Source organism: Serratia sp. DFXYC6 (genome assembly GCF_057196085.1).
This window is the reverse complement of the sequence record NZ_JBXUNV010000005.1, coordinates 90501-109484: the sequence shown is the minus strand read 5'-3', so window position 1 is coordinate 109484 and position 18984 is coordinate 90501. Positions and strand designations below refer to the sequence as shown.

Genomic DNA, 18984 nt, shown 5'->3' with positions numbered 1-18984 from the left:
GGGCCGAAAATGTCACAGAGCGCGTTATTGATCATCGATGTCCAGCAATCATTCCAGCACCGTCCATTCTGGCAGGAGGACGATCTGCCGGCGTTTCAACAGGCGCTGACCCGTCTGATCGCGGGCTGTCAGCAACGCGGCGCGGCGCTGGTCGACGTGCTGCACGTCTCGCCGCAGGGGCCGTTCTCGCTGGCTTCAGGCCACGTGCAGCGCCTGCCGTTCCTCACCCACCAGGCGGATATCACCGTGCATAAGCATGTACACAATGCGCTGACCGAATCCGGCCTCGACGCCTGGCTGCGCGAGCGGGATATCAACCACCTGATCATCTCCGGCATCCGCACCGAACAGTGCTGTGAAACCACCACCCGGGTGGCGTCCGATCTCGGTTATCGGGTGACCTTCGTCACCGAGGCGACGCTGACCTTCCCGATGCGCCATCCCGACGGTGAAGTCTTTACCCCCGCGCAGCTGAAGCGGCATACTGAAACCGTACTGGTCGATCGTTTCGCCCGCATCGCCAGCGTGGATGAGGCGCTGGCGCAACTCGCACAGGAGTAACCATGCCGCAGGCCGTCTATTTTCTGCTGTTGCCCAACGTGCTGTCGCTCGACGTCAGCGGCCCGGCGGAAACCCTGCGCCTCGCCGGGTCGTTCAGCCTGCGTTACCTCAGCCCGGCGCCGCAGGTCGTCTGCTCCATCGGCATGACGCTGAGCGGCCTGCAGCCGTTGCCCGAACGCCTGGAAGACGGCGCCATTCTGGTGCTGCCGGGCGTCGGCGATTCGCAGCGCTATTTCGCCGGTGAAGAGGCCGAGCAGGCCCGCCGCTGGCTGGCGACGCTGCGGCCCGATCTGCAGCAGCAGCGCATCACCCTGGTGTGCATCTGTTCCGGCGCGCTGCTGGCGGCGCAGGCCGGGCTGCTCGACGGCTATCAGTGCACCACCCACCACGACGTCATCGAACGCATCCGCCTGCAGGCGCCGGCGGCGCAGGTGAAAGAGAACCGCATCTTCGTCGAAGACCGCGGCGTCTATACCAGCGCGGGCATCACCACCGGCATCGATTTGGCGCTGCATCTGGTTCACCGCCACTGCGGCTCCGGCCGGGCGCGCGACGTCGCACGCGACATGGTGGTTTATTTCCGCCGCGCCGGCGACGATCCGCAGCTGTCGCCCTGGCTGCGCTACCGCAACCACCTGCACCCGGCGGTGCACCGCGCGCAGGACGTGATGGCCGCCGAGCCGGAAGCCGACTGGTCGGTACCGCAGGTGGCGGAGAAGGCGCACGTCAGCAGCCGCCATCTGGCGCGGCTGTTTCGCAGCCACGTCGGCATCAGCGTGCGGGAATATCATGAACAGCTGCGGTTGGCGGTGGCGCAACAGCGCCTGCAGCAAGGGTATGGGTTGGAGAAGGCCGCGCTGGCGGCCGGTTTTTCTTCCGGGCGGCAGCTGCGCCGCGCCCAGCAGCGCCAGCGCTCGCCGCTATGACACCAGCCGGCGGGTATCCAGCCGCTGCAGGCCGACAGACAGCAGCAGGCTGCCCCCCAGCGCCACGCCGAACACCCAGAAGATATCCAGCAGCGGGTGGCCGGTGAAATCCAGGTGCCGGCTGCGCATCACGTTAACGATCAGGGCGTGAAAACCGTAAATCGCCAGCGAATGGCGGGAAAATACGCTCAGCCAGCCGATCGGCTGCGGCAAACAGTGTTTCACCCACACCAACAGCGCCACCGCCGCCATAAACACCAGCGGGCCGCTGTAGATGTAGTAGGTATCGGCGAAGTTGCCGTTGATGAACAGCTGATGCTTGGTGCCGCGCGCTATCAGCGCCACGCACAGCGCAAATCCAAACGCCGCCAACCAGCCCACGGCGCGCCCGCGCGCCTCCATCATGCCAATCGCCCGCCCGGCCAACGCATACAGTAGGTAGTAGAAGGTATCGCCGTAGATATACAGGTTAACCGGCAGCAGGTGCGCGTTGCCGAAGGCCAGCTTGTCGGTATTCGGGTTGGCGATCGCCGCCAACACCACCAACGCGGCGGCCAGGTAGCGACGCGACACCGGTTTAACGCTGATCAGCGGCGACAGCAGGTAAATCACCGCGATGGCGTAGAAAAACCACAGGTGGTAAAACACCGGCTTTTGCAGGATGCCGCGCAGCGACGGCCAGAAACCGATCTTGGTGAAGGCCGCGATATAGATCAGCGCGATGGCGCTGTAGAACAGAATGCAGCAGATGATGCGGGTGAAATGCCGCCGGCCGGCGCTCTTTTCGCCGAAGAACAGGTAGCCGGAAATCATAAAGAACAGCGGCACCGACACGCGCGACAGTGAGTTCAGTACGTTGGCGATGTCCCAGTTGTGCAACCCTATCGCCGCGCCATTGGTGACGTAATAGGTGGTGGCGTGGATCATCACCACCATCATGCACGCCATCGCCCGCAGGTTGTCTATCCAGCCGATTTTCTCGCTCAAACGCTCGCCCGATCTTATGTCATATTGATATGTTAAGAAGAGGTTATCGGGCACGGCGTTCGGCGACAACCCAAAAGCGAAATATCAGAATGCACTTAAACAACACCTTATGATTGCGAAGGTGAACAATTGGCGGCAAAATAGCCGCCACAACTCGCTCAGTTTGCGCTTCCCGCCCTGGCAGTTCCTTTTTCTCTTTTACTATCAGTACAATAATATGAAAACGACATTACCACCTGCGGCACGTTTGGGCCGGCAGGCGCTTTTATTCCCTCTTTGTCTGGTGCTGTTCGAGTTCGCCACCTATATCGGCAACGATATGATTCAGCCGGGCATGCTGGCCGTCGTGGCGGATTTCAACGCCGGCGAAGAGTGGGTGCCCACCTCAATGACCGCCTATCTGGCCGGCGGCATTTTCCTGCAGTGGCTGCTCGGGCCGCTGTCGGATCGTCGCGGCCGTCGCCCGGTGATGCTGGCCGGGGTGGCGTTCTTCATCGTCTCCTGCCTGGCGATCCTGCTGGTCACCACCATCGAGCAGTTTATCGCCATGCGTTTCCTGCAGGGCATCGGCCTGTGCTTTATCGGCGCGGTCGGCTACGCCACCATCCAGGAGTCGTTCGAGGAGGCGGTGTGCATCAAAATCACCGCCCTGATGGCTAACGTGGCGCTGATCGCCCCGCTGCTCGGGCCGCTGGCCGGTGCGGCGTTGATCCACGTCGCGCCGTGGCAGAGCATGTTTGTGCTGTTTGCGGCGCTGGCGGCCATCGCCTTCTACGGCCTGTGGAAAGCGATGCCGGAAACCGCCACGCTGCAGGGCGAGGCGTTTTCCGCCGCCAACCTGTGGCGCGACTACCGCCAGGTGCTGGGCAACCGCCGCTTCCTGTGCGGCGCCCTGGCGATCGGTTTCGCCAGCCTGCCGCTGCTGGCCTGGATCGCCCAGTCGCCGGTGATCCTGATCAGCGGCGAGTCGCTGTCGACGTTGGACTACGGCCTGCTGCAGATCCCGGTGTTCGGCGCGCTGATCCTCGGCAACCTGACGCTGGCGCGCCTGACCGGCAAGAACAGCGTGGAGCGCCTGATCAAGCTGGGCGCGGGCCCGATGCTGCTAGGGCTGCTGATCGCCGCGCTGGCGACCCAGTTCTCCAGCCACGCCTACCTGTGGATGACCGCCGGCCTGAGTCTGTACGCCTTCGGCATTGGCCTGGCCAACGCCGGGCTGTACCGCCTGACGCTGTTCTCCAGCAACGTCAGCAAGGGCACAGTGTCGGCCACTATGGGCATGCTGAGCATGATGGTATTCACCGTCGGCATCGAGCTGGCCAAGGTCGCCTACGTCTGGGGCGGCAGCGGGCTGTTCAACCTGTTCAACCTCATCAGCGGCCTGTGCTGGCTGACGCTGGTGGCGCTGTTCCTCGGCAAACGCCGCAACGGCGACCCCACGCCGCAGCCGAACGGCGCGGCGTAAACGCGACGATAAAACGCCGGTCCGGTTTCCCGACCGGCGTTTTTTATGCGGCTTCAGCCGAGCAACCCCCACAGTGCATACCCCGTTCCCACCACCGCCACCGCCAACAACAGCAACGCCGACAGGACAGAGATCGCCCGCCGCGCGCGCTGCAGCGCCGTTCCCGACAGCAGGGTGATATAGGTCAGCAAAATGGCGAAGTCCGCCAGCACCCACAGCGCGGTCAGCAGCGTCAGGCTGGCGCCGATCGAGGGGGTGACGGCGATGAACTGCGGGAAAAAGGCGACGAAGAAGATAATGTCTTTGGGGTTGGCGATGCCCACCAGAAAACCGTTCAGGATCGCCGAGCGTTTTTGCGGCGGCGCAACGGGCTGCGCATCGGGGGCTCGCGCGGATAAATCCTCATACAGCGAGACGATCGCCATACGGCCAATAAACAGGCAACCCAGCAGGCCTATCCACTGCAGCAAGCGCATATCCACGGCGAACAGCCCGGTGATAATCAGCGCGGCGACGCCGATCAGCAACAAGGAGGCTCCGTTGCTGCCCAGCGCGGTCAACAGCGCACGCCGGGCGCCAAAGCGCGCCGCGGTGTTGGCCACCATCACCACCACCGGCCCCGGCGTGGCGATCAGCAACAAAATGGCGGCGAAATACGCCGCCAGCAACGACAGGTTCATCTTTATTTCACTCACATTCAGTCAGTTGGCGTCGCGCCATTATCATGCCGCCGCCCCCGCCTTGAAAAAGGAGTAATCCTGTCGTTTACTGTGAATCAGACTCATTATTAGAGACGCCGCGATGGCCAGTTCCCTTCCGCCGCTTTACGCCCTGCGCGCCTTCGAAAGCGCCGCCCGCACCGGCTCGTTCACGCTGGCCGCCGAGGAGCTGCATCTCACCCCGAGCGCGGTCAGCAAGCACATCAAAACGCTGGAGCAGCACTTCGGCTGCCGGCTGTTCCAGCGCAACGGCCCGCGTATCGAGGTCACGCCGCAGGGGAAAATCTTCGCCGCCGAGCTGCAGCAAGGGTTTGGCCGCATCGAGCAAGCCTGCGAGCTGTTCAGAAGCCACCGCGATCTGCTGCGGCTGAAGGCGCCCTCCACCCTGACCCTGCGCTGGCTGCTGGACTGCCTGAGCCGGTTCCGGCAAACGGCGCAGGCGTTCGAGGTGCAGGCAGCCAGCGTCTGGATGGACATCGACAGCGTGGATTTTTTCAGCGAACCCTACGACTGCGCCATCCTGCTCGGCAACGGCCATTTTGGCGCCAATACCGCCGCCGCCAAGCTGTTCGACGAATGGCTGATCCCGATTTGCGCCCCCGCGCTGCTCGCCGACGGGCAGCGGGATCTCGCCGCCTGCCCGCTGATCCACCCGTCGCCCGATCGGCGCGACTGGCGGCGCTGGCTGCAGAAAAGCGGCATCGCGGCCCCGATCGATCTCATGCGCGGCCAGGTATTTGATTCGCTGGAACAGGGCAACGCGGCGGCCATTGCCGGGCACGGCGTCTCGATCGGCGATCTGGCGCTGAGCCTGCGGACGATTGAGGAGGGATTATTGGTGCTGCCTTGTGACGTCGCCGTGCGCACCGGCGACGGTTACTATCTGGTATGGCCGGAAGAATCGGCAAAACGGCCGCTGATCGAACGTTTACAGGCGTTTCTCACCGCCCAAACGCCCGACGTCAGCCGGGCCGCCGTCAGGTTTATCGGGTAGGGGACTCGCTACCGAACAACCCGCCGTCGCGCAGCAGATGCTCGTTGCCCTTGCGGCGGGTAAAGCCGCTGCGATCGAAGAACTCCAACACCTGGATCGCCAGCTTGCGCCCGACGCCGAGCCGATCGCGGAAATCGGCGGCGTTGGCGCCCCCGCGCTCCGCATCCAGCTCGCGGATCAGCGCCGCGAACTGATCGATGCGTCGGCTGAGGTAGTAGCGATCCACCACCACCGCCGTCACATGGCCCAGCTGGGCCGCCTTGCGCAGCAGCGCGCGCACCCGGCTCTCCTCTTCGCCCAGCTCGCTCGCCAGATCGCGCACCCACCACGGCTCGTCGCCGAACAGCGGTTCGATGCGCGCCCACAGCGGCGCCTCTTCGGCGCTGAACGCCAGGCCATGTTCCGGCAGGTGCAGCCAGCCGCGCGTATTGCGCAGCGCGCCGGCCCGCTGCAGCCGATCGATCATCATAAACACCAGCGTTTCCGGCTGCTGAGGCAGGGCCATGCGCCGCAGGCGGGCGCGCCCTAAGCCCAGCTGATCGGCGTGCTGTTGGTGGTACTCCGCCAGCACCTGCAGCAGGCGGCTTTCCGCCTGTTGCACCTGATCCTGCGCCAGCGCCCGGTCACCGACGATCAGCAGATCGCGGTTCGCCAGCAGCTCGTCCAGGCCATCGTCCGTCAATTGACGCGCCCAGGCGAACGCTGCCAGTGACAGCGCGCCGTGCGGCAATTCAAGCGCCAGCGCCTGCGCATCGTCCTGCGCCAGCGCCAGGGCCTGCAGCCATGCCAGATAGTCCGGCTGACGCTTGCCGCGCTTGGGCGCATTCAGCCTGAGCACCCGAGCCGCGCCCAGCGTTTGCCGCGCGCCGATATCGCGCAGCACCAGCCGATCGTTCTGCGCCAACCACAGCGGACGATCGAGGATCAGTTCCGCCAGCCCGTCGTTCAGCAACGAAATGCGCCCGGTGATGTGGCTGGCGGCATGGTGCAGATGCAGCGGCTGCCAATGGCGGATCGGCCGATCCGTCTCCAGCGCCACCAGAATGCGTTCCGCCGCTTCGTGCGGACGCTGCGCCAGCAGCCAATCGCCGCGCGCGACCCGCTCTTTATCGACATCGCCGCTGATGTTAAGCGCAATGCGCTGCCCGGCCTGCGCCTGCTCCACGGTCTGATTCTGGGCATGCAGGCCGCGCACCCGCACCGGCGCGTCGGCGCCGGTCAGCCACAGCGTATCCCCCACCTTCACCCGGCCGCCGAGCGCGGTGCCGGTCACCACCAGCCCCGCCCCTTTGACGCTGAACGCGCGGTCTACCGCCAGGCGAAAACGGCGCGTCAGCGCATGTTCAGCGGGCGACAACGCCAGCAAATGCGCGCGCAGCGCCTCGATGCCCTCACCCGCCACCGCCGCGGTCACGAACAGCGGCGCATCGGGCCAGCCCTGGCCCGCCAGCTCGTCGCGCACCTGACCGCGCACCTCATCGATACGCGCCGCGTCCACCCGGTCGGCCTTGGTCAGCGCCACCGTCAGCGCCGGGCGCCCGCTCAGGCGCAGGATCGCCAGATGCTCGCGGGTTTGCGCCATCACGCCGTCGTCGCAGGCCACCACCAGCAACGCATGATCGATGCCGCCGACGCCCGCCAGCATGTTGGCGAGGAATTTCTCGTGGCCGGGCACGTCGATAAAGCCCAGCACCCGGCCGTCCGGCTGCGGCCAGTAGGCGTAACCCAGATCGATGGTCATGCCGCGGCGCTTTTCTTCCGGCAGGCGATCCGCGTTGATCCCGGAGATCGCCTGCAGCAGGGTGGTTTTGCCATGATCGACATGGCCGGCGGTGGCGATGATCATGATGCGCTCAGCGCTGCGATCAGCGCCCCTTCCTGTTCCAGACAGCGCAGATCCAGCCACAGCCGGCCGTCGCCGAGGCGGCCGATCACCGGCTGCGGCAGACGGCGCCAGCGTTCGGCCAGCGCTTCCAGCGTGGCACCGCGGCCGTCGCGCGGCGTGAAGGTCAGGGCATAGCTGGGCAGGCGATCCACCGGCAGCGAACCGCTGCCAATCTGTGACCAGCATGGTTCGGCGCGCAGCTCGAAATCGGCGGTGAACCGTGGCGTCAGCGCCGTCAGCAGCCGCTCGGCCGTCTGTTGCATCTCCTGCTGCGGGCGGGTCAGCAGCCGCAGCGTCGGCAGCTGCTCAGCCAGTTTTTCCGGCTGCAGATAGAGCCGCAGCGTGGCCTCCAGAGCCGCCAGCGTCAGCTTGCCGACGCGCAGCGCGCGTTTGAGCGGGTGCTGCTGCAAACGCGCGATCAGCGCCTTTTTGCCGACGATGATGCCAGCCTGCGGGCCGCCCAGCAGCTTATCGCCGGAGAACGTCACCAGATCGACGCCGGCGGCCAGCAGCCGCTGCGGCATCGGTTCGGCGGGCAGGCCGTACTGCGCCATATCGATCAGCGAGCCGCTGCCCAGATCGGTGGCGGTCGGCACGCCCTGTTCGGCCCCGAGCTGCGCCAGTTCGGCCTCGTCGACCGCCGCGGTAAAGCCCTGAATGCTGTAGTTGCTGGTGTGCACTTTCATTAACAAGCCAGTCTGCTCGTTGATGGCCTGGCGGTAATCCTTCAGATGGGTGCGGTTGGTGGTGCCGACCTCGACCAATTGACAGCCGGCCTGGCGCATCACGTCGGGAATGCGGAACGCGCCGCCGATTTCCACCAGCTCGCCGCGCGACACCACCACCTCTTTGCCGGGGGCGATCGCCGCCAGCATCAGCAGCACCGCCGCCGCGTTGTTATTGACGATGCAGGCGTCTTCCGCGCCGGTCAGCCGACACAGCAGACTCGCCACCGCCCGATCGCGATGGCCACGCCCGGCGCCGTCCAGATCGTACTCCAGCGTCACCGCCTCCCCCATCACCGCGTTCACCGCATCCTTCACCGGCTGCGCCAGCAGGGCGCGCCCGAGGTTGGTGTGCAGCACGGTGCCGCTGAGGTTGAACACCGGCAACAAAGCCGGGCGTTGCTGCCGGGCCAGCTCGTCCCGTAGCGCCTGCGGCCAGTCGCCGCACCAGGCCGGCAAGCGTTGCCGTTGTTTGATCGCGTCGCGCGCCTGGGCCTGCAGCCGGCGCAGCAGTTCGCCGATCAGCGTCTGGCCATGCTGCGCCACCAGCGGTTCAATCGCGGGTTCACGCAGCAGGCGGTCGATGGCGGGCAGTTGGCTGTAAAGAAGGTGGGATTCAGTGCTCATGGTCGCTCGGTTTTCAGTTTAAACGTATCGGCATAGCAAAACCCCGCCGCGGCGGGGAGAAAAAACTCAGGGCGGCGCCGTGCGGGCGAAGCTTTCGCGGGCGAACAGGCGTTCGGCCAGTTTGACCAGCGCCGGGCGCTCGACGCACCAGTTGGGCAGGATGCGGCGGAAATTGAGGTAGCCCAGCGCGCAGCCGGTGGCGATATCCGCCAGCGTCAGCCGCTCGGCATTGAGCCACGTTTTTTCCCGCGCCAGCGCCTCCAGGGCGTCCAGGCCCTGCGTCAGCTTGTCGCGCTGACGCAGCATCCAGCTTTCGTCCTGTTTTTCCGGCGCGCGCCGGCTTTCACGGAACAGCGTCGCCGCCGCTTCGGTCACGCCGTCCGCCAACGCCGCCACCTGCCGGACGCGCAACGCGGCGGAGCGTTCGGCCGGCAAAAACGCCGGCTCCACCGCCAGCAGCTCGAGGTATTCGGCCACCACCGGCGAGTCGTAAAACACCTCGCCGTCATCGGCGATCAGCACCGGCACCTTGGCGAGCGGGTTCAACTCCTTCACCCGGCTGCCGGGCTCATACGGCGGATCGTTGACGAACTCGAACGCAATCCCCTTCTCCAGCAGCATCACGGAAATCTTGCGCACAAAGGGGCTGGTGTAACTACCGATAAGCTTCATCCGGTCTCCTCCGCTTCGTCCTGGCTGCGGCGTCCTTACTTCACCGCCAGGGTATCGATAATCCGCTGCACCAGCGCCTGATGCACTTCCGGCGTTTTGGCCGGCGACAGCATTTGCAACGTCACCACCCGCTTGTTGAACACCGTCAACACCAGGGTGGAGACCACCTTTTGCCCGTTGACGGTCTGTTCGGTATCCACCCGGCGAAACTTCTGTTTGCCGACGCTGAAGTTCTCTTCTTTGGTGGTCTGGATATTCTGATAGCGCTCGGCCAGCACCGTGATGGCGCTCTGCGTCAGCTCTTTCAGCATTTTGTCGCTGGTGTTGAGCTTCATGCCGTCCGGCGGGATCACTTCGGACGAGACCGCGCTCTGGCGCGACTTGCCGTCAAGGAAGCGCTGAATGGTGGAGGTGCTGTCGTTGATGATGCCGCTGTTCAGCGTTTGATCGCTAAAGCCCGGCGGCAGCTCGAAGGTGATCTTGCCCTTCTGCAGCGACACGTTCAGCCCCGGCGGCGCGGGCGGGGTTTCTACCGGCGCAGGCGGCGGCGGTGGCGCGGGCTGCGTCACGGTCGGCTTGGTGTCCGGCGGCGGCACCGCCGGTTTGGTGTCGTCTTTGTTGTCGCAGGCCGCCAGTCCAACCGCCAACACGGCGACCGCGGTCAGTTTTGCCAGGGTGTTTAACATCGTGGTTCCTTTCGCTTGGCGCGTTATGGCCTAAACGTAGCAACTCGCCCGGGCGATTGCCAGAAGCCCGTTCTGAAATTGCTCATCCGGCCCCGCGCGAACGGGGCCGGGCGGTTACTCCGCCGGGAACAGGAACGGATTGATGCTGCTGCGGCCGAAGCCTTCTTCTTCCATACGGGCATCCAGCACCAGCGAAGCCAGATCGTCGGCCACCGCTTCGACCTGCGGGTCTTTTTCCTGATAGAGGATCTTCAGGTAAGTGCCGCAGTCGCCGCAGCTCTCCGCCTTCACCGCCGCCTGCTCGCTGTCCAGCGACCAGTAGTTGAGATCGCGAGTCTGCTCGCAGTTGCTGCACTTCACCCGCACCACGTGCCATTCGCTTTCGCACAGGTTGCAGTGCAGGTAGCGCAGGCCGTTGACGGTGCCGATGTGCACCATGCTGGAGACCGGGATGCTGCCGCACACCGGGCAGAACTGGCGCTGCTCGCCGTATTCGGCGCGCGCCTTGCCGGGGATCAGGCTGGCCATCTGCGCCCAATAGAGCGACAGCGCGGCCCAGAGGAACGGCGCCTTCTCGCTGCCCACCTTGCCAAACTCGCGGTTGAGCAAGGCGTCGGCCATCAGCTCCAGCTCGTGCGCTGAGGCCTTCTCCAGGTTGTCCAGCACCGCCAGAATGTGCTCCGGCGCCTGCGGGCGCAGCTCGGCGATCAGCGATGTCAACAGCTTGCGCCAGTGCTCGCTGCGCGGGAACACGCTCAGATCGAGCGGCGGTTTGCCGCTGGCGGCGCCCTGCGCCAACGCTTCGCTAAGATCGAGCGCCAGCGGGTTATCGTGCAGCGCATGCTGCTGCGCCTGCGCCAGCTCGGCGGCAAAGTTCAGGTAGTCACCCAGCGGGTTGTCGACCGCCAGCTGACGCAGACGTTCGGCGCGGCGGCTGTACAGGCTTTTCAGGTTGGCGAAAAGTAACGGCGGGATGTTCTCCGCCGTTGTGGACTTCTCACGCTGTGCCCCTAACTGCTCTTTAGGAACGATGCGGATACTCATCAGGGTTTATCTTCCTGTCGTTTCTCGCGGACCTCACGGTACCAGCGCGGATGATGTTTCTTGGCCCAGGCCGCCGGCACCCAGCCTTCCACCATCGCGGTAATGGTGCCTTTTACCCACAATGCGGCGTAAATGTGCACCATAATCACGATGATAAGGCCGACCGCGGCCAGCGAATGTACCAGCAGCGCGATGCGGATCAGCGGAATGGAGAACGACGGCGCAAAATACGGCCGCCAGATCACCACGCCGCTGGCCAGCAGCAGCACCAGGCTGATAATCGCCGCCCAGAACACGCACTTCTGGCCGAAATTATAGCGCCCGGTATCACCCACTTCCTCGTTCATGGCGATTTTGTGGATGTTCTTGGCCCAGACGATATCTTCCCGGTTGATCAGGTTGTGCTTCCAGTAGCGCAGGAACATCAGCAGGAACGCGGCGAACATGATCACCCCGACAAACGGGTGCAGAATGCGCGCCAGCTGCGGCGTCCCGAAGATGTTCATCAGCCAGTTGAAGGAGGGGAAGAAGAACCCCAGCCCGCTGATGGCGGCGAACACGAAGCAGAACGCCACGATCCAGTGGTTGATGCGCTCCGGCGCGCTGTAACGCTGAATGGGCTTTTCCTTTCTCATTTGCGCGTCTCCTCGTCGTGCGACTCGTCGTGCTCGTCCTCATCTTCGACGCGGTTAGGCCCGACGCCGACATAGTGGAACACGCTGGCCGCGAAGGTGGCGGCAAAGCCGATGGCCGCCAGGGGTTTCCACACGCCCTTCCAGAAGGTCACCGCCGGGCTGATGCTCGGGTTGTCCGGCAAACCGTGGTACAGCTGCGGTTTGTCGGCGTGGTGCAACACGTACATCACGTGCGTGCCGCCCACCCCCGCCGGATCGTACAGACCGGCGTTCTGGTAACCGCGGGTATTCAGCTCGCTGACGCGATCCGCCGCCACCTGCTTCATCGCTTCCTTGGTGCCGAAGTGAATCGCGCCGGTCGGGCAGGTTTTCACGCAGGCCGGTTCCTGGCCGACGTCCACGCGGTCGACGCACAGGGTGCACTTGTACACCCGGTTGTCGTCCTTGTTCATGCGCGGCACGTCGAACGGGCAGCCGGCGATGCAGTAGCCGCAGCCGATGCAGTGCTCGGACTGGAAGTCGACGATGCCGTTGGCGTACTGAATGATCGCGCCTTCCGACGGGCAGGCCTTCAGGCAGCCCGGATCGGCGCAGTGCATGCAGCCGTCCTTGCGGATCAGCCATTCCAGCTTGCCGTTTTCCTCCACCTCGGAGAAGCGCATCACCGTCCACGACTTGGCGGTCAGATCGGCGGGGTTATCGTACACCCCGACGTTGTGTCCCACTTCGTCGCGGATGTCGTTCCATTCGGAACAGGCCACCTGACAGGCCTTGCAGCCGATACAGGTGGTGACATCGATCAGTTTGGCCACTTCTTCCTGGTGGTCACGGGCGCGCGGCGCCGGCGTGAAACCATTGGTGGCGGATTTACGAATGATGTCTTGAGATTGCATGGCCATAATTCGTCTCCGTTACACCTTTTCCACGTTGACCAGGAACGCCTTGAACTCCGGCGTTTGCGTATTGGCGTCGCCGACGAACGGCGTCAGCGTGTTGGCGATAAAGCCTTTCTTCGCCACCCCTTCGTAACCCCAGTGGATCGGGATGCCGATGGTGTCGACTTCCTGGCCGTGCACCTGCAGCGTGCGAATACGCTTGGTCACCACCGCCTTGGCCTTGATGTAGCCACGGTTGGAGCTGACTTTCACGGTATCGCCCTGCTTGATGCCCTTCTTCTCCGCCAGCTTTTCGCCGATTTCCACGAACTGTTCCGGCTGGGCGATGGCGTTCAGTCGCGCGTGCTTGGTCCAGTAGTGGAAGTGCTCGGTCAGACGATAGGTGGTGCCGACGTAAGGGAACTTGTCGGATTTGCCCATCGCCGCCAGATCGTCCTTGAACACGCGCGCCGCCGGGTTGGACACCACGTTCGGGTGCAGCGGGTTGGTGCCGAGCGGCGTTTCGAACGGCTCGTAGTGTTCAGGGAACGGCCCTTCCGCCATCTTGTCGGTGGCGAACAGGCGGCCCATGCCTTCCGGCTGCATGATGAACGGCCCGACGTCGCTGCCCGGCGCGGCGGTGCTGTAGTCCGGGATATCGGCCCCGACCCACTTGGCGCCGTCCCACTCCAACAGCTGGCGTTTCGGATCCCACGGTTTACCCTGCGGATCCGCCGAGGCGCGGTTGTACAGAATGCGGCGGTTGAGCGGCCATGCCCAGGCCCAGCCCAGCGTATTGCCGAGGCCGGACGGATCGGCGTTGTCGCGCCGCGCCATCTGGTTGCCGGCCGGCGTCCAGCTGCCGGCGAAGATCCAGCAGCCGCTGGCGGTGGTGCCGTCGTCGCGCAATTGCGCGAACGAGCTGAGCAGTTCGCCTTTTTTCACCAGCACTTTGCCGTCGGCATCCAGCAGATCCGCCAGCGCCTTGCCGTTGTTCTCCTGCGCCACCTCTTCCGGCGCCGGGTTGTCCGGCGTCAGGTAGTCCCAGGTCATGTTCAGCACCTGCTCAGGCACCGCGCCACCGTCGCGCGCATACATCTCGCGCAGGCGGCTGAAGATGCCCGCCAGGATCTCGCCGTCGTTCAGCGCTTCACCCGGGGCGTCCGCGCCTTTCCAGTGCCACTGCAGCCAGCGGCCGGAGTTGACGATCGAGCCGTTCTCTTCGGCGAAGCAGGTAGACGGCAGGCGGAACACTTCGGTCTGGATCTGCGACGGATCCACTTCGTTGAACTCGCCGTGGTTCTGCCAGAAGTTGGAGGTCTCGGTGTTCAACGGATCGATGGTCACCAGGAACTTCAGCTTGGACAGTGAAGCCACCACCTTGTTTTTGTTCGGGAACGACGCTACCGGGTTAAAGCCCTGGCAGAAGTAGCCGTTGACCTTGCCCTGCGCCATCATCTCGAAGTACTGCAGCACGTCGTAGCCTTTGTCCCACTTCGGCAACCAGTCAAAGCCCCAGCTGTTGTCCTTCTGCGCCTTGTCGCCGTAGAAGGTCTTCATCATGCTGACGAAGAATTTCGGGTAGTTGCCCCAGTAGTTCACCTGGCCCGGCAGCAGCGCCTTCGGCGTGTTAGCCTTCAGGTAGGTCTCGAGATCGGTCTGTTTCTCCGACGGCAGCGTCAGGTAGCCCGGCAAGCTCTGCGACAGCAGGCCGAGATCGGTCAGCCCCTGGATGTTGGAGTGGCCGCGCAGCGCGTTGACGCCGCCGCCCGCCATGCCCATGTTGCCGAGCAGCAGCTGGATCATCGCCATGGTGCGGATGTTCTGTGCGCCGACCGAGTGCTGAGTCCAGCCCAGGGCGTACAGGAACGACGCGGTCTTATCCGCCACGCAGGTTTCGGCGATGTATTCGCACACCTTGAGGAAATCGTCCTTCGGCGTGCCGCAGATGTTGCTCACCACGTCAGGCGTGTAGCGGCTCACGTGCTGCTTCAGCAGGTTCCACACGCAGCGCGGATCCTGCAGCGTGACGTCGCGCTTGGCGAAGCCGTTCTCGTCGAACTGGTAGTTCCAGGTGGTTTTGTCGTACTTGCGGTTTTCCGCGTCGTAGCCGCTGAACAAGCCGTCTTCGAAGGCAAAGTCTTCCCGCACCAGCAGGCTGGCGTTGGTGTAGGCCTCGACGTATTCGCGGTTAAATTTGTTGTTAGTCATCAGATACAGCAACACGCCCGACAGGAAAGCGATGTCGGTCCCGGAGCGGATCGGCGTGTAGAAGTCCGCCACCGATGCGGTTCGGGTAAAGCGCGGATCGATCACGATCAGCTTGGCATTGTTGTGTATTTTGGCTTCCATCGCCCAGCGGAACCCCACCGGATGCGCTTCCGCCGCATTACCGCCCATGACGATAATCAAATTCGCGTTCTTGATATCAACCCAGTGGTTGGTCATCGCACCGCGACCAAATGTTGGAGCAAGACTTGCTACCGTTGGTCCGTGTCAGACACGCGCCTGGTTGTCTACGGCAAGCATGCCGAGAGCGCGACTAAATTTTTGCGACAGAAAACCGGTTTCGTTGCTGGCGGCCGAGGCGCACAGCATGCCGGTGGTCAGCCAGCGGTTGACGGTAACGCCCTGGTCGTTGGTTTTGATGAAGTTGGCGTCACGGTCTTCCTTCACCAGCTTGGCGATGCGGGTAAAGGCGTCGTCCCAGCTGATGCGCTGCCATTTGTCCGACCCTGGCGCCCGGTATTCCGGGTACTTGAGGCGGCTTTCGCTGTGGATGAAGTCAACCAGGCCGGCGCCTTTCGGGCAAAGCGCGCCGCGGTTTACCGGGTGATCCGGATCCCCTTCGATATGGAAAATGCTTTCTTTGGCGTTTTTGGCGCCATCACCAAGGCTGTACATCAACAGCCCACAGCCGACGGAACAATACGTACAGGTATTACGGGTCTCGCGGGCGCGCAGCAGTTTGTACTGCCGGGTTTCCGCCAACGCCACTTCGGGGGCAAAGCCCAGCGCGGCCACCGTCGTTCCTGCCATACCGCCAGCGCAGATCTTAAAGAACTGCCTTCTGCTGACCTGCATGGGGGTCTCCTTTACTCTCGATTGTCACATTGTTCAAATGCGCCTGCCCGCTAGCGCGGCAAACGCGAATGTCACTGTTGTTATGCTTGCTACGAACGCCGGCCATATTACCACAGCGTGCTTGTGGTTGTTACACACTCGTGCTCATTCAGTGAACGCATTGGCACATTTCGATACATTTCGGCGTTGGCGCTCCCTACAGTATAGAGAGTAACCAACGCGCCGGGGCGGCGGTTCGACGCGGCACCCCAGCGCCCTCTTCTATCAGCATGTTAACGCAACGATTTGTTCATTAACCACACAGTTCACAGGGCATTGATAATCATTTTCAATATCATTTAATTAACTATAATGATCCGACTGCTTACGCGGTGCTCGCCCTTTGCGCCGCCCATACACCACTGGAGATGATGATTATGAGTTATTCACTGCCATCCCTGCCTTACGCTTACGACGCACTGGAACCGCATTTCGACAAGCAGACGATGGAAATCCATCACACCAAACACCACCAGACCTACGTCAACAACGCCAACACCGTGCTGGAAGCCTACCCTGAGCTGGCCAAATACAGCGTTGAAGAGCTGATCCAGGATCTGGATAAAGTGCCTGCCGACAAACGCACCTTCATGCGCAACAACGCCGGCGGCCACGCCAACCACAGCTTCTTCTGGAAAAACCTGAAAACCGGCACCACGCTGGGCGGCGATCTGAAAGCGGCCATCGAGCGCGATTTCGGCAGCGTTGAGAAATTCCAGGAAGAGTTCGAGAAAGCCGCAGCCACCCGCTTCGGTTCCGGTTGGGCCTGGCTGGTGCTGAAAGACGGCAAGCTGGCCGTAGTGTCTACCGCCAACCAGGACAGCCCGCTGATGGGCGAAGCCGTCGCCGGCGCTTCCGGTTTCCCAATCATCGGCCTGGACGTGTGGGAACACGCTTACTACCTGAAATATCAGAACAAACGCCCTGACTACATCAAGGCGTTCTGGAACGTGGTCAACTGGGATGAAGCCGCCGCGCGCTTCGCCGCGAAGAAGTAATTCGCTCCCGTTGATGAAGATGCCCGCCGCCGGCGGGTATTTTTTTGCCTGAAATCCGCTAAAGTTTGACCACTTCCTGCCGATGGTTTGTTCAATTGACGTTCGCCCGGAGAAGGAAAAACGCTATGGCGGCATTGCAAGCATTGGCAGGAAAGTTCACCCATCTCACCGTAGGTAAAAAGCTCGGTCTCGGCTTCGCGCTGTTGCTACTGTTGGCGGTCGTCATCGCCGGCACCGGGGCGCAATACCTGCACATCATCGAATCCCGCGCCGATCGCATCGACTTCAGCAACCGGCTGAACGAGGAGATCAACCAGGCCAAATACAACCGCGCCATGTACGGCCAGACCTACCAGCCGGAGTATCTGCAGAACAACCGCGCCAATATCGATAACGCCGTCAAACTGATAGATCAGGGGCAGGCGCTGGACTGGGACGCCCAAAGCCGCAAGGATCTGCAGCGTCTGGTGACGCTGATCGGGGAATATCAGCAGCAGCAAAAAGTCTTTGAGCAAGCGGTCTCGGCGAAAGACGCCGTGCGCCAGAGCTGGAACATGTCGGAAGTGCAGGCCAGCCTGAGCCAGGTGGAGCGCCAGCTGACCAACGGCGATCTGCAACTGGCCTTCATCCAACTGAACCAGAAGCTGACCCAGGTGCGCTACGGCGCGCGCGGCCTGCTGCTGAGCCTGAACAAGGAAACCGAAGCGCCGCTGATGGCGGCCATCGATGACGCGCGCGACGCGGCCAACGCCCTGAGCCGCCGGGTCAGCGACGCGCAGCGCCCGCAGCTGCAACCGCTGCTGGCCGCCCTGGACGATTACAAAAACCGCATTGCGGCCTACCTGCCGGCCTATGAGCACGAGCAGCAAATCAGCCGGCAGCTCGGCGAACGCGCGCATGAGATCGGCACGCTGGTGAACGCCTTTATGCAGGACGAACTGGCGCAGACGCGCAGCAACATCAACCTGGCGCAGCTGCAGATGAGCATCACCACCCTGATCGCGATTATCGCCGGAGTGCTTATCGCCTGGCGCATCACGCTGCAGATCACCCGTCCGCTGCAAAGTACGCTGGCGATGGCGGAACGCATCGCCGGCGGTGATCTGCGCCAGGCGCAGACCAGCACCCGCCGCGATGAGTTGGGGCAGTTGCTGAACGCGGTGGCGGCGATGAGCCAAAATCTGCGCACCATGATTGAGAAGATCCAGATGGGGGTCAGCCAGGTCTCCACCGCCTCCGCGGAAATCGCCGCCGGCAACACCGATCTCTCTTCCCGCACCGAGCAGCAGGCGGCGGCGGTCGAGGAAACCGCCGCCAGCATGGAACAGCTGACCGCCACGGTGAAACAGAACGCCGACAACGCCCATCATGCCAATCAGCTGGCCACCGACGCCTCGCAGACCGCGCAACAGGGCGGCAAGCTGGTGGAGAACGTGGTCAGCACCATGCGCGATATTTCCAGCAGTTCGCAGCGTATCGCCGAAATTACTACCCTGATCAACGGCATTGCCTTCCAGACCAACATCCTGGCGCTCAACGCCGCGGTGGAAGCAGCGCGCGCCGGCGAACAGGGACGCGGCTTCTCGGTGGTCGCCAGCGAAGTGCGCAGCCTGGCGAGCCGCAGCGCCCAAGCGGCGAAGGAGATCGAAGGGCTGATCGCCGAATCGGTCAGCCGGGTGAAAACCGGCACCGAACTGGTGGAAAGCACCGGCAATACCATGGAGCAGATCGTCCGCTCGGTCACCCACGTGCGCGACATCATGGCCGAGATCGCCGCCGCCTCCGATGAACAGACGCGCGGCATCGCCCAGATTGGCCAGGCGATCGTCGAAATGGACCATACCACTCAGCAGAACGCCGCGCTGGTGGAAGAGTCCGCCGCCGCCGCCGATTCGCTGGAAGAGCAGGCCGACATGCTGTTGCAGAGCGTTTCGGTGTTCCGTTTGGCGGAGCAGACCGAACCCGCCGCCGTGAAAGCCGCCGCGCCGAAAGCGCCGGCCGTAAAACCCGCGGCCGCCAACGCCGCAGCGGAAGAGAACTGGACCACCTTCTGACGCCATCA

The 18984-nt window shown here is 63.4% G+C and carries 16 protein-coding genes; 6 read left to right on the top strand and 10 right to left on the bottom strand.

What is annotated here, in order from left to right; genetic code table 11:
- Positions 1–9 precede the first annotated feature (9 nt).
- Positions 10–561, top strand: coding sequence for an isochorismatase family protein (locus AC2CGQ_RS21555; RefSeq protein ID WP_004934049.1), 552 nt, complete (start codon positions 10–12; stop codon positions 559–561).
- A 2-nt stretch (positions 562–563) separates the two neighbouring features.
- Positions 564–1487: a GlxA family transcriptional regulator gene (locus AC2CGQ_RS21550; protein ID WP_021504143.1), complete on the top strand. Its 924-nt coding sequence runs from the start codon at positions 564–566 to the stop codon at positions 1485–1487.
- Here the strand turns inward: AC2CGQ_RS21550 and AC2CGQ_RS21545 are convergent.
- Positions 1482–2474 (bottom strand): acyltransferase, encoded by a 993-nt coding sequence (locus AC2CGQ_RS21545; RefSeq protein ID WP_041922166.1) that lies wholly within the window; start codon positions 2472–2474, stop codon positions 1482–1484. The genes AC2CGQ_RS21550 and AC2CGQ_RS21545 overlap by 6 nt on opposite strands.
- 217 nt (positions 2475–2691) lie before the next feature.
- Here AC2CGQ_RS21545 and AC2CGQ_RS21540 point away from each other — a divergent pair, with 217 nt between their 5' ends.
- The gene (locus AC2CGQ_RS21540) at positions 2692–3939 is read left to right on the top strand and encodes an MFS transporter (protein ID WP_004934040.1); all 1248 of its coding nucleotides are present in this window, start codon (positions 2692–2694) and stop codon (positions 3937–3939) included.
- A 53-nt stretch (positions 3940–3992) separates the two neighbouring features.
- Here AC2CGQ_RS21540 and AC2CGQ_RS21535 read toward each other — a convergent pair whose 3' ends face one another.
- A complete protein-coding gene (locus AC2CGQ_RS21535) occupies positions 3993–4619 on the bottom strand; it encodes a LysE family translocator (RefSeq protein ID WP_015376177.1) in 627 nt (208 codons plus the stop codon).
- Positions 4620–4740: 121 nt separating this feature from the next.
- On the opposite strand from AC2CGQ_RS21535, the gene AC2CGQ_RS21530 reads away from it, so the two are divergent.
- A complete protein-coding gene (locus tag AC2CGQ_RS21530; RefSeq protein WP_015376176.1) occupies positions 4741–5652 on the top strand; it encodes a LysR family transcriptional regulator in 912 nt (303 codons plus the stop codon).
- On the opposite strand, the gene selB is transcribed toward AC2CGQ_RS21530, so the two are convergent.
- The 8 genes from selB to fdnG all read right to left on the bottom strand — a co-directional run bounded on the left by selB (position 5642) and on the right by fdnG (position 15885).
- Positions 5642–7498 carry a selenocysteine-specific translation elongation factor gene (gene selB / locus AC2CGQ_RS21525; RefSeq protein WP_160125834.1) on the bottom strand — a complete coding sequence of 619 codons (1857 nt, stop codon included), beginning with the start codon at positions 7496–7498 and terminating at the stop codon, positions 5642–5644. The two genes, AC2CGQ_RS21530 and selB, sit on opposite strands and share 11 nt — an antisense overlap.
- Positions 7495–8889 (bottom strand): L-seryl-tRNA(Sec) selenium transferase, encoded by a 1395-nt coding sequence (gene selA, locus AC2CGQ_RS21520; RefSeq protein ID WP_076741168.1) that lies wholly within the window; start codon positions 8887–8889, stop codon positions 7495–7497. Before selA ends, selB begins: the two co-directional genes overlap by 4 nt.
- 66 nt (positions 8890–8955) lie before the next feature.
- On the bottom strand, positions 8956–9561 hold the full coding sequence (locus AC2CGQ_RS21515) for a glutathione S-transferase (RefSeq protein ID WP_088381114.1): 606 nt from the start codon (positions 9559–9561) through the stop codon (positions 8956–8958).
- Positions 9562–9596: 35 nt separating this feature from the next.
- Entirely contained in the window at positions 9597–10247 is a 651-nt protein-coding gene (locus AC2CGQ_RS21510) for a DcrB/PsbP domain-containing protein (RefSeq protein ID WP_004934023.1), read from the bottom strand.
- Positions 10248–10361: 114 nt separating this feature from the next.
- A complete protein-coding gene (gene fdhE, locus AC2CGQ_RS21505) occupies positions 10362–11291 on the bottom strand; it encodes a formate dehydrogenase accessory protein FdhE (protein ID WP_004934019.1) in 930 nt (309 codons plus the stop codon).
- Complete coding sequence (fdoI, locus tag AC2CGQ_RS21500) at positions 11291–11926, bottom strand: formate dehydrogenase cytochrome b556 subunit (protein ID WP_004934017.1); 636 nt, start codon at positions 11924–11926, stop codon at positions 11291–11293. The genes fdhE and fdoI overlap by 1 nt, the downstream gene beginning before the upstream one ends.
- Positions 11923–12825: a formate dehydrogenase subunit beta gene (gene fdxH, locus AC2CGQ_RS21495; protein ID WP_004934014.1), complete on the bottom strand. Its 903-nt coding sequence runs from the start codon at positions 12823–12825 to the stop codon at positions 11923–11925. The genes fdoI and fdxH overlap by 4 nt, the downstream gene beginning before the upstream one ends.
- Before the next feature lie 12 nt (positions 12826–12837).
- Positions 12838–15885: a formate dehydrogenase-N subunit alpha gene (gene fdnG, locus AC2CGQ_RS21490; RefSeq protein ID WP_103086119.1), complete on the bottom strand. Its 3048-nt coding sequence runs from the start codon at positions 15883–15885 to the stop codon at positions 12838–12840.
- A 416-nt stretch (positions 15886–16301) separates the two neighbouring features.
- Here fdnG and sodA point away from each other — a divergent pair, with 416 nt between their 5' ends.
- Positions 16302–16922 (top strand): superoxide dismutase [Mn], encoded by a 621-nt coding sequence (gene sodA, locus AC2CGQ_RS21485; protein ID WP_004934003.1) that lies wholly within the window; start codon positions 16302–16304, stop codon positions 16920–16922.
- A gap of 125 nt (positions 16923–17047) precedes the next feature.
- Entirely contained in the window at positions 17048–18976 is a 1929-nt protein-coding gene (locus tag AC2CGQ_RS21480; protein WP_166444717.1) for a methyl-accepting chemotaxis protein, read from the top strand.
- The last annotated feature ends 8 nt before the right edge of the window (positions 18977–18984 follow it).

Coding starts and splice junctions, on each gene's coding strand:
- selB (WP_160125834.1), bottom strand. CDS start 7,498: ATGATCATCGCCACCGCCGGCCATGTCGATCATGGCAAAACCACCCTG.
- sodA (WP_004934003.1), top strand. CDS start 16,302: ATGAGTTATTCACTGCCATCCCTGCCTTACGCTTACGACGCACTGGAA.
- AC2CGQ_RS21530 (WP_015376176.1), top strand. CDS start 4,741: ATGGCCAGTTCCCTTCCGCCGCTTTACGCCCTGCGCGCCTTCGAAAGC.
- fdoI (WP_004934017.1), bottom strand. CDS start 11,926: ATGAGAAAGGAAAAGCCCATTCAGCGTTACAGCGCGCCGGAGCGCATC.
- AC2CGQ_RS21550 (WP_021504143.1), top strand. CDS start 564: ATGCCGCAGGCCGTCTATTTTCTGCTGTTGCCCAACGTGCTGTCGCTC.
- AC2CGQ_RS21510 (WP_004934023.1), bottom strand. CDS start 10,247: ATGTTAAACACCCTGGCAAAACTGACCGCGGTCGCCGTGTTGGCGGTT.
- AC2CGQ_RS21555 (WP_004934049.1), top strand. CDS start 10: ATGTCACAGAGCGCGTTATTGATCATCGATGTCCAGCAATCATTCCAG.
- AC2CGQ_RS21480 (WP_166444717.1), top strand. CDS start 17,048: ATGGCGGCATTGCAAGCATTGGCAGGAAAGTTCACCCATCTCACCGTA.
- AC2CGQ_RS21515 (WP_088381114.1), bottom strand. CDS start 9,561: ATGAAGCTTATCGGTAGTTACACCAGCCCCTTTGTGCGCAAGATTTCC.
- fdxH (WP_004934014.1), bottom strand. CDS start 12,825: ATGGCCATGCAATCTCAAGACATCATTCGTAAATCCGCCACCAATGGT.
- fdhE (WP_004934019.1), bottom strand. CDS start 11,291: ATGAGTATCCGCATCGTTCCTAAAGAGCAGTTAGGGGCACAGCGTGAG.
- AC2CGQ_RS21540 (WP_004934040.1), top strand. CDS start 2,692: ATGAAAACGACATTACCACCTGCGGCACGTTTGGGCCGGCAGGCGCTT.
- AC2CGQ_RS21535 (WP_015376177.1), bottom strand. CDS start 4,619: ATGAACCTGTCGTTGCTGGCGGCGTATTTCGCCGCCATTTTGTTGCTG.
- selA (WP_076741168.1), bottom strand. CDS start 8,889: ATGAGCACTGAATCCCACCTTCTTTACAGCCAACTGCCCGCCATCGAC.